This is a genomic window from Methylomonas sp. BG-2, from assembly GCF_057766305.1.
Window position 1 is genome coordinate 1 of sequence record NZ_JBYMAP010000154.1, and the last position, 9,779, is coordinate 9,779.

A 9,779-nucleotide genomic window follows, 5' to 3' on the forward strand; every position below is an offset into this window, starting at 1 on the left:
GGATGAACGGTTTTATCCGGTACGGCCTGAGCGCATTGGCATTTCGTCCGGGCTTGCGGCCGCACAGGCCGAATGGCTGCGGAGTTGTTTACCGGCGCGACTAGCCGGGTTCTTTCAATGCAAGCCAAGTTGTCTGGGGGGCGATCCTTTCAGTGCGGGAAAGCGGATTGCGCCGGCCGATCATTGGCCGATCTCAAGAGTGGCTACGGCCGGCTGACTTGAATCGCCCGTGCCTCCCAAGTGTTCAGTCGTCGGGGCTGGTCACCGGGGAGCGCATCAGCACCAGCACCAACACGACCGCCGGCAGACCGATTACGGCTGAATATACGAAAAAGGCGTGGTAGCCGAACTGTGCGACCACTTCGCCGGAGATGCTGCCGATTAATTTGGCTGGCAAGGTCATCAACGAGCTGAACAATGCGTATTGGGTGGCGGTGTAGGCCGTGTTGGTCAGGCTGGACAGGTAGGCGATGAAAGCCGCCGAGGCAATGCCGCCACTGAGGTTGTCGGCACTGATTACGCCCGCCAATAAGCGGGTATCCGGTTCGACAACCGCCAATGCGGCGAACAGCAGATTGGTGGCCGCGACAATCACGGCCCCGAGCAACAGCGGCCGCATGATGCCGAACTTCATCACCAGGACGCCGCCCAACGATGTGCCGAGTATGGTCATGAAAAAGCCGAAAATTTTGCTGACGTCGGCAATGTCCTTTTTACTGAAACCCAGTTCCAGGTAAAAGGGGTTTGCCATCACGCCCATCGCGATATCGCTCATCTTGTAAACCGCGATCAGCGCCAATATCAGTAAGCCGGTTCTGCCGTTTCGCTGAAAAAACTCGACAAACGGACTGAGTACCGCGTCCGACAGCCAAGCCGCCAATCGCTTCAGCGGCGACGATCCATCGGCAATTCCCAGCGCCGTTTCGAGCGAGGCTTCCAGCTGCCGCTCTCCGGAAGCTGGGTCGCGAGCAGGCTCTTTGACCAGCAGGGTTGTGAGAATGCCCAACAACATCGACGCGGCCATCACTTGGTAAGCCAAGCGCCAGCTGGCGAATTCGGCGATATAAAAAACGCCGGCACCGGCGGCCAATAGCGACAAGCGGTATCCGAACACATACATGGCCGCCATCGCGCCTTGAAAGCGGGCCGCGGCCGCCTCGATTCTATAGGCGTCGATGGCGATATCCTGGGTCGCCGAGCAAAAAGCCACTAACACGGCCAACAATGCGACATCCGCCAAGTGACCAACCACGTCGGCACCGCTAATCGCACAAAGTCCAGCCGCAATCCCAATTTGCGCGCACAATATCCAGCTACGCCGCCGCCCCAGCCAACTATCCAAGAACGGTAGCGGCAGATGATCGACCACCGGCGCCCACAACACTTTGACGGAATATGCGACGCCGACCAAGCTGAAGTAGCCGATGACCGACAAGTCGACGTGTTCGTCGGCCAGCCAAGCGGAGAGCGTGGTCGAAATCAACGAAAAAGGCAGGCCGGCCGAAAATCCGAGAAAGATCATCGCCGCGACTCGCGGCCGGGTATAAACAAAAAAAGCGCCGTGCCAACTACCGGAAGTATTTGACACGCGCTTTCCTTGGTTTACAACGTCAATCCGACCGACGGCATTTAGCCGTTGATCAGATAGTGCGTCAAGATACTAGCGGCATAACCGGCGGCGATCACCGGCGTCCATTTCAAGTGGCTGAAGAAGGTGTATTTGTGGTTGGACTGGCCCATCAGCGCCACGCCGGCCGCCGAACCAACCGAAAACAGCGAGCCGCCGACGCCGGCCGTCAATGTCACCAGCAACCATTGGTACAAGTCCATGTCCAGGTTCATGTTCAACACCGCGAACATCACCGGAATGTTATCGACAACAGCCGAAATGACGCCGACCAGAATGTTGGCGGTGGTTTGGCCCAAGCCGTCGTACATCGCGGCGGACAGCAGCTCCAGATAGCCGATGTAACCCAGGCCGCCGACCGCGAATACCACGCCAAAGAAGAACAACAAGGTATCCCATTCCGCTTCTTTGACCCGGTCAAATACGTCAAGACGTACTTCGTCTTCCGAGGCGAAGCGAACTTTGATGTAATAAATGAACAACATCAAAATCGATAGGCCCGCCATCATGCCCATGAACGGCGGCAAATGCAGAAACTGCTTGAAACTGACCGCTAAGCCGATCGTGATACCAAACAAGCCGCAAACCACCCAGCCGCCGGGTTTCAATTGAACCGCGGCTTCGTTGGTTGCTTCCGGTTGCCCGTTGGGTACCGCTTGCGCCATGAAAAACGCAGGCACCACGAAATTTACGACCGAAGGAATGAACAGCTTGAAGAAATCGAAAAACTCGGCATACCCGGCTTGCCAAACCATCAAGGTGGTAATGTCGCCGAACGGACAAAACGCACCGCCGGCATTCGCGGCGATAACCAGGTTGACGAAACCGACAGAAACGAACTTTTCGTTATCCGCGCCAACCGCCATCACCACGGCGCCGACCAACAACGCCGAAGTCAGGTTGTCGGCCACCGAGGACAGGAAAAACGTGATGATGCCGGTAATCCAAAACAACTGCTTGTAACCGAATTGCTTTCTGATTAACCAGGACCGCAACGCCTCGAACACATTACGTTCGGCCATGGTATTGATATAAGTCATCGCCACCAGCAAGAACAGCATCAGTTCGGCGTATTCCTTCAGGTCGTGCTCGAACGCGCTGTGCAGTTCCTCGCCGGATACGCCGGCGTCGTGAGCCAAGATGGCCACGTGCGCCCAAATGACCGCCGCCGCGAAGATGACCGGCTTGGATTTACGCAAATGGGTAAATTCCTCGGCCATCACGAAGCCGTAGGCAACCAGGAAAATCAGAACGGTATAGATGCCCCGCTCGGTTCCGGTCAGGCCTAGATTCTTAAATTCTTCGGCCATGGCGAGTTCCGGTAGGAACAACAAACCGGCCAAAATCAACAGTGCGCGCAACAAGATAGCCCCCTTATCCTCTGTATTTCTAGTCGTTATCAAAAGTGGAAAAATCTAACCGGGCATGGTACCACCATACAATATTCTTTGTCATTTAATCCCAGCGAGTATAATATTCAAATACCTATCAAATCAGTCAGTAAAGCGATTTACCCATCTAAATGTATCAATACAATCAAAGAGATCAAACACTTATCGAAGAGCGGGTCCGCCAGTTTCGGGGGCAGACCGAACGCTTTTTGAACGGCGAACTGGACCCCGATCAGTTTCGCGCGTTGCGCCTGATGAACGGCCTTTATATTCAAACGCATGCGCCGATGTTGCGCGTCGCGGTGCCTTATGGCTTGCTGTCGGCAAAGCAGCTGCGCAAACTTGCGTCGGTGGCGCGCGATTACGATCGCGGCTATTGCCATTTCACGACACGCCAAAACGTTCAATACAATTGGCCGGAACTTTCCCGAGTACCCGACTTGCTGGCCGAGCTAGCGACCGTGCAAATGCACGCGATTCAAACCAGCGGCAACTGCCTGCGCAACACGACATCCGATCATCTAGCCGGCATTTGTCGGGACGAAATCGAAGATCCGCGTCCTTATTGCGAAATTATCCGGCAATGGACGACTCTGCACCCGGAGTTTGCCTATTTGCCGCGCAAATTCAAAATCGCCGTCAGTGGCGCTGGCCATGATCGCGCCGCCGTGCAATTTCACGACATCGGCGTCTACCTGATAAAAAACGAGCAGGGCGAAGTCGGATTTAGAATCTTGGCGGGCGGCGGCTTGGGCAGAACGCCGATTATCGGTCAAACCGTCAAAGGCTTTCTGGAGAAAAGGCATTTGCTGTCCTACTTGGAAGCGATTGTGCGGATTTACAATTTGTTTGGTCGCCGCGACAACAAATACAAGGCCCGCATCAAGATTTTGGTCAAGGAAACCGGGCTGGAGAAATTCACCGCGATGGTCGAGGCGGAATGGCTGAGAATCCGCGATTCTTTGGTGCTCAGCGACGAACGCATCGCGGAAATCAAAGCTCAATTCGCGCCGCCGCCCTACCGTGATTTCGCCGGCGACGATGCCGACTTTTTGAGAATGCAAGCCGAGGACGGCCGTTTTGAAAAGTGGGTCAAGCACAATACCGTCGAACACAAAGTTCCCGGCTATCGCGGGGTTTACGTGTCTTTGAAAGCGCCGGATTCGCCGCCCGGCGATGTTACGGCGGAGCAGTTGGACGCGCTGGCCGACCTTGCCGATCGTTTCAGCTTTGGTGAAATCAGAAGCACTCACCGACAAAATCTGGTGTTGGCCGATGTTGAGCAAGCCAGTCTCCATGAGCTCTGGCGGCATTTGGACGGCCTCAAGCTGGCCACGCCGAATATCGGCACCGTCACAGACATGATCTGCTGCCCTGGGTTGGATTTTTGCTCGCTGGCCAATGCGGGATCGATCGGTGTCGCGAAAGAAATCAACGAAGCCCTGGATGATATCGATTACATTCATGACATCGGCGATTTGAAAATCAACATGTCGGGCTGCATGAACGGTTGTGCCCATCAAAGCGTGGGACACATCGGTATTCTGGGTGTCGATAAGCATGGCGAGGAGTGGTACCAAATCACGCTGGGCGGCTCGTCGGAAAATAGCGCCGCGATCGGCGAACGCCTGGGGCCGGCGATCGCCAAAGCCCAAATCACCGCCGCGATCACAACCATACTCGATGTTTACCTACAACAGCGTCAGGAAGACGAGGCTTTTCTGCAAACCGTCTACCGCGTCGGCCTGGAACCATTCAAAGCAAAAGTTTATGCAAATCATTAAAGACCGAACATTAATCACGGACGCTTGGCGGTTTCTCGCCGACGATGCCGAGATCGCCGGCGAGAGCGACGTCACCGTGACTCTCCAGCGCTGGCTGAACGACAAAGCCGTCCTGTCCGGCCGCGTCGGTCGGACCGGCGTGCGCATCGAGCCCGGCGACGATATCGGCGACCTCGCCGACGACTTGCCCAATCTGCCGCTGATCGAGGTGAATTTTCCTGCTTTCACGGACGGTCGCGGCTTTTCCCTGACTCGACTGTTGCGCGATAAATACGGGTACCAGGGAGAAATCAGGGCTGTCGGCCAGTTTTCGGCGGACCAGGTTTTTTACCTGTCCCGAGTGGGCATTGATACCTTCGCGCTCGCGGACGAGGCGCAAACCCAGGTTGCCTTGGCAGCGCTTGACGACTTTAGCGTTGCCTATCAACTGTCGGCTCGCTGACCCCGCGCCTGCGACTGGCGCGGACGGTTAAACGCCGCTCGCAATCAAACAAAAACCCGGCGGCCTCGCGGCCAGCCGGGTTTTTTGTGACGCTACGTCGCCGTCTATTTCTTCATGATGGCGATGCCTTTCAGCAAATTCAGCGCCTCATGCAACGGGTAATCGCGCACTTCGGTTTCAGTGTCGCCGCCGTCTTTTTGTAACAAGTCCTTGTCGTCCTCGTCCGCTTTTTTATCCGGTTTCGCATTCCCGTTGGTCAAATGGTGGGTCAAATCAGCCTCCTTGATCGACTCTAATTTGGCCTTATCCAAAGCTTCCAGCTTGAAGCGGGCCAGCGTAACGTCGGGCTCGATGCCTTCCGCCTGGATGGACCGGCCGGAGGGCGTGAAATAACGGGCCGTTGTCAGCTTGACCGCCGCGCCATTGCTGGTCGGCAGTATGGTTTGCACGGAACCCTTGCCGAACGATTTCTCGCCCATGATGATTGCGCGCTTATGGTCTTGCAGCGCGCCGGCGACGATTTCGGATGCCGAAGCCGAGCCGCCGTTGATCAGCACGACGATGGGCGCGCCGTTAATAACGTCGTCCGGCGTCGCGTTAAAACGCATTTCAGAGTTTTTGATCCGGCCTTCGGTGTAGACGATCAGGCCGGACTCGATAAAGGCATCGCTGACATCGACCGCCGCGTTCAACACGCCGCCGGGGTTATTCCGCAAGTCCAACACCAAGCCTTTCAGCGGGCCTTCGTTTTCTTTTTTCAGCTCGTCCAGCGCGTCCAGCAAGCCTTGACCGGTGCCGGATTGAAAGCTGCTGATTCGCAAATAGCCGTAGTTTTTCTCCAGCAACCGGTTTTTGACGCTTTTAACCTTGATGATGTCGCGGGTCAGCGTAAATTTCAACGGCGCTTCCTCGCCTTCGCGAATGACCGTCAACACGATGTCGGTACCCGGCTCGCCACGCATTACTTTCACCGCGTCCGCCAGCGTCATCCCCTTGACCGGCTTGTCATCCAGGCGCACGATCAAATCGCCCGCCTTGATGCCGGCTTTTTGAGCGGGCGTATCGTCGATAGGCGAAACCACTTTGACAAATCCGTTCTCCATCCCGACTTCGATGCCCAGCCCGCCAAACTGGCCGGTGGTGCCTTCCTGTAGTTCCTTATATTCCTCGCTGGCCAGATAAGCCGAATGCGGATCGAGGCCGGACAGCATGCCGCGAATCGCATCCTCCAGTAGCTTTTTATCGGATACCGGTTCGACGTAATCCTGTTTGATCCGACCGAAGATTTCGGTAAACGTCCTCAACTCGTCGAACGGCAACGATTGCAGGTCGTCGGCCTTGGCGGCCGGCGCGGGCTTCTCCGCCAACACGCTGCTGCACAGGCTGATCGCCGAGCCCAAAATAAAGCCGACCAGTAAAATTAAAAGATTTCTGTTATTTAACATTTGTTTAAAAACTCCAACGACCTGATTCCTGTAAATAGTTAACCCTTGGCCGGATTCCGGCACCACAGTGCTGGGTCTACGGGCCGGCCTTGCTTCCTGATCCCAAAATACAACGATGCCTGAGAGCGTCCACCGCTGCGTCCTACCGAGGCCAATATGTCGCCGGACTTGACCTGATCGCCGACGCGCTTGTGTAAACTTTGGTTGAACGCGTACAAACTTAAATAACCGTGTCCGTGATCGATGATGATCATCAATCCGTAACCGCGCAACCAATCGGCGAATACAACCCGACCGGCAGTGATTGCCCGAATGTCGGCTCCCTCGGGCGCGCTGATGACCACGCCGTCCCAGGCGGTTTCGTATCTCCGTGAACCGAAGCGCTCGAGGATCGCACCTTGCACGGGCCAAGGCAAGCGGCCTTGCAATTCCGAGAAGGGTTGGCGCGCCGCTTCCGGTTCCTTGGCGGAGCGAATCTGCTCCCTAGGCATTTCCGGCTTTTTGAGCGGGCTGGGTGCCGGAGGTTCCGGCGCTGGCGGGGAAACTCTTTCGGCATTATCATCAGTTTTTTGCAACGATGCCACCAACGCCTGCAATTTTTTCTCGTCACCGATTAAGCGCGCCAGCAAATGCTGCTTCTCGGCATGCTCCTTGTCCAGGCTCGCCAGCACTTGTTCGCGCTGAGCTTTCAGTGCCAGCATGGACTCGGTTTCCTGCTGTTTCTTTTCCAGCGCGACTTGCAGCAGTTGGGATTCCGTGTCTTTCCGCGCCTCCAACTGCCTGAGTGTGCGACTGTCTTCCGTGATGGCCTGCAGTTTCTGTAACCGCGCCTTACCGATGTAGTCCGAATACACGCGCATCCGCCCTGACAGGGCCGGGTCTCGCTGGTTCAGCACGACTTGCAAGCCTTTGCCATCTCCGCCCATTGCATAGATCGCTCGGATCAATCCCGCCAATCCCTTTTCCTGATTACGCAAATTCTTTTGAGTGTCGGCGAGCTTGGTTCGAATCTCTTGCAGCGATTGCTCATGCGCCTTGATCTCCAGGCGAATGGAGCGCAACGCGTCCGCGGCCTCGCCATATTGCCGTTCCAGTTTTTGCAGCTGATCTAACAATCGACCTTTTTCCGCTTCCAGTTCGCGCACATCCTCGCCGACGTTTTGAATCTTGCCTTGGATCCGTGCCAAGTCGCGATTGTCGGCGTTCTCGGCGCAAACCGGAATGACCGGCCCCAATCCAGCCAGAAGAATGCACAAACGCAGGCAAATACGCATGGCTCAAGCCGCTACCGGAACGGGAGGGGGTGTCCGCGTCAAAACGGACGCGCTCGGCGGATTCGTCCCGATACAGAAACCGTGCTCGCTCCTTGACTTGCAAGCGGGAGCCGAAATCCGCGTGGTTTTACGCTTTGCCATTCATGGGCCACTTATTTTTAGGGGAAAATTGCGTCGCCATTCAACGGATTTGTGTTCAGACTATATTTTGGCGGCCATGAGCCAAGGTATTGAATTCGAAGGCCCACTCTGTTAGATTTGCACGCCTTTGACTGTTGCGATTCCTGGCGATAGGCCATGGGCTTGCGCGCCGACATTATATCAGCACAGACATTGTGTCATCGCTTGAAAAGCACCTGACTTGCCGCCCAACTCTTAGCTCACTCCGGTATCAATGGAAGAAACAGACCACAGCAATTCCTACGACGACAAGGACATCAGTCGCGCCGCCTGTTGCCTGAAAGCGATGTCTCACCCGTTACGCCTGAAAATTCTATGCGTGTTGGGCAGCAACTCAATCAGCGTTCAGGATATTGTGGAGCAGGTGGGCACCAGTCAAAGCAATATTTCCCAACATTTGGCCATTCTGCGTGATAAAGGCATCCTTGATTATAAAAAGGAAGCAAATCGCGTTTACTACTTCATCGACGACGAACGCGTCATACACCTGATCCAAATGATGCGTAGCGTGTTTTGCAGTACTTGAATTCTTTTCCGAAACTTTAACTCAATTTAACGATGGACCAATATATCGAATTTGCCACCAACCACTACTTGCTTGCCTTTTCGCTGGTCTGCGTCATTTTTTTGCTGATCCAGGATTTGCTCTCCAACTCGTTCAATAAATACGAAAACATTTCCCCGCTGATTGCGGTAACCAAGATGGATAACAGCAACAGCGTGGTGGTGGATGTCCGGGAGCTGAATGAATTCGGCAAAAGTCACATCGAGAACGCCATCAATATTCCATTGGGCAAGCTGGAGGAGAAACTCGCTTCGCTGGAAAAGCACAAGCAACACCCGGTTATCGTTACCTGTCAAACCGGTGCGCGTTCGGCGGCGGCCTGCAAGACGCTGACCAAGGCGGGCTTCGAGCAAGTATTTAATATGACCGGCGGAATGCAGTCCTGGGAAGACTATAAGCTGCCGGTCAAAATCAGCAAGACCCAATCCTAACCCACAACACCGAAGGGAAACTCATGGCCGAAATCAACGCCCAGACCGACAAACAGTTCGTCATTCAAAAGATTTATACCAAGGACATTTCTTTTGAAACCCCCAACGCGCCGAAAATCTTCACCCAAAAATGGGAGCCTACGCTCGACTTGAACCTCGGCACTCATGTGAATGCGATCGACACCTCGGTTTACGAAGTGTCGCTGACATTGACGGTGACCGTCAAAGTGGGCGAGGCCACTGCTTTTTTGGTTGAAGTCAATCAGTCCGGCATTTTCATGATCGCCGGCTTCACTGATCAGGAAATGGGGCCGATGTTGGGCAGTTTCTGCCCGAATATCCTGTTTCCTTATGCTCGCGAAGTAATATCCGACTTGGTCAGCAAGGGCGGCTTCCCGCAATTGATTTTGGCTCCGGTCAATTTTGACGCGCTATATATGCAACAACTTCAACAAGCTCAGGCTCAACAAGCTCCTGAAGACAAAACCTTAAACTAAGCCAGCGTTAATGCCGCCCGCGATCAGCATACTCGGTGCCGGTTCATGGGGAACGGCCCTGGCGATTCAAGCCGCCAGAAACGGCGGTGCCGCCATGTTGTGGGCTCACAATCCACAGCATGCGGCCGACTTAAGTATCAATC

General features: G+C 55.0%; 9 protein-coding genes and 1 pseudogene. 6 read left to right on the top strand and 4 right to left on the bottom strand.

What is annotated here, in order from left to right:
• Window positions 1-244 precede the first annotated feature (244 nt).
• Window positions 245-1,588: an AmpG family muropeptide MFS transporter gene (locus AC3B8H_RS14565; protein WP_488442271.1), complete on the bottom strand. Its 1,344-nt coding sequence runs from the start codon at window positions 1,586-1,588 to the stop codon at window positions 245-247.
• 41 nt (window positions 1,589-1,629) lie between these two features.
• On the bottom strand, window positions 1,630-2,937 hold the full coding sequence (gene nhaD, locus AC3B8H_RS14570) for a sodium:proton antiporter NhaD (RefSeq protein ID WP_488442272.1): 1,308 nt from the start codon (window positions 2,935-2,937) through the stop codon (window positions 1,630-1,632).
• Between the two features lie 212 nt (window positions 2,938-3,149).
• On the opposite strand from nhaD, the gene AC3B8H_RS14575 reads away from it, so the two are divergent.
• On the top strand, window positions 3,150-4,802 hold the full coding sequence (locus AC3B8H_RS14575; protein ID WP_488442273.1) for a nitrite/sulfite reductase: 1,653 nt from the start codon (window positions 3,150-3,152) through the stop codon (window positions 4,800-4,802).
• Window positions 4,789-5,244 (top strand): DUF934 domain-containing protein, encoded by a 456-nt coding sequence (locus AC3B8H_RS14580; RefSeq protein WP_488442274.1) that lies wholly within the window; start codon window positions 4,789-4,791, stop codon window positions 5,242-5,244. Before AC3B8H_RS14575 ends, AC3B8H_RS14580 begins: the two co-directional genes overlap by 14 nt.
• A gap of 104 nt (window positions 5,245-5,348) precedes the next feature.
• Here the strand turns inward: AC3B8H_RS14580 and AC3B8H_RS14585 are convergent, their stop codons facing one another.
• Both AC3B8H_RS14585 and AC3B8H_RS14590 read right to left on the bottom strand, forming a co-directional pair.
• Window positions 5,349-6,689, bottom strand: a complete 1,341-nt coding sequence (locus AC3B8H_RS14585; RefSeq protein ID WP_488442275.1) for a S41 family peptidase — start codon at window positions 6,687-6,689, stop codon at window positions 5,349-5,351.
• 38 nt (window positions 6,690-6,727) lie between these two features.
• A complete protein-coding gene (locus tag AC3B8H_RS14590; protein ID WP_488442276.1) occupies window positions 6,728-7,963 on the bottom strand; it encodes a murein hydrolase activator EnvC family protein in 1,236 nt (411 codons plus the stop codon).
• 394 nt (window positions 7,964-8,357) lie between these two features.
• Here AC3B8H_RS14590 and AC3B8H_RS14595 point away from each other — a divergent pair, with 394 nt between their 5' ends.
• The 4 genes and pseudogenes from AC3B8H_RS14595 to AC3B8H_RS14610 form a co-directional block, all read left to right on the top strand.
• Window positions 8,358-8,669 carry an ArsR/SmtB family transcription factor gene (locus tag AC3B8H_RS14595; RefSeq protein WP_488442277.1) on the top strand — a complete coding sequence of 104 codons (312 nt, stop codon included), beginning with the start codon at window positions 8,358-8,360 and terminating at the stop codon, window positions 8,667-8,669.
• A gap of 32 nt (window positions 8,670-8,701) precedes the next feature.
• Window positions 8,702-9,139 (top strand): rhodanese-like domain-containing protein, encoded by a 438-nt coding sequence (locus tag AC3B8H_RS14600; protein WP_488442278.1) that lies wholly within the window; start codon window positions 8,702-8,704, stop codon window positions 9,137-9,139.
• A gap of 23 nt (window positions 9,140-9,162) precedes the next feature.
• Window positions 9,163-9,636: a protein-export chaperone SecB gene (gene secB, locus AC3B8H_RS14605; protein ID WP_064028504.1), complete on the top strand. Its 474-nt coding sequence runs from the start codon at window positions 9,163-9,165 to the stop codon at window positions 9,634-9,636.
• Between the two features lie 10 nt (window positions 9,637-9,646).
• Window positions 9,647-9,779: pseudogene (locus AC3B8H_RS14610) on the top strand (NAD(P)H-dependent glycerol-3-phosphate dehydrogenase); the annotation flags it as partial.

Excerpts from the sequence above, each read along its gene's own strand:
- nhaD (WP_488442272.1), bottom strand. The coding sequence starts at position 2,937 with ATGGCCGAAGAATTTAAGAATCTAGGCCTGACCGGAACCGAGCGGGGC.
- AC3B8H_RS14575 (WP_488442273.1), top strand. The coding sequence starts at position 3,150 with ATGTATCAATACAATCAAAGAGATCAAACACTTATCGAAGAGCGGGTC.
- AC3B8H_RS14580 (WP_488442274.1), top strand. The coding sequence starts at position 4,789 with ATGCAAATCATTAAAGACCGAACATTAATCACGGACGCTTGGCGGTTT.
- AC3B8H_RS14585 (WP_488442275.1), bottom strand. The coding sequence starts at position 6,689 with ATGTTAAATAACAGAAATCTTTTAATTTTACTGGTCGGCTTTATTTTG.
- AC3B8H_RS14590 (WP_488442276.1), bottom strand. The coding sequence starts at position 7,963 with ATGCGTATTTGCCTGCGTTTGTGCATTCTTCTGGCTGGATTGGGGCCG.
- AC3B8H_RS14595 (WP_488442277.1), top strand. The coding sequence starts at position 8,358 with ATGGAAGAAACAGACCACAGCAATTCCTACGACGACAAGGACATCAGT.
- AC3B8H_RS14600 (WP_488442278.1), top strand. The coding sequence starts at position 8,702 with ATGGACCAATATATCGAATTTGCCACCAACCACTACTTGCTTGCCTTT.
- secB (WP_064028504.1), top strand. The coding sequence starts at position 9,163 with ATGGCCGAAATCAACGCCCAGACCGACAAACAGTTCGTCATTCAAAAG.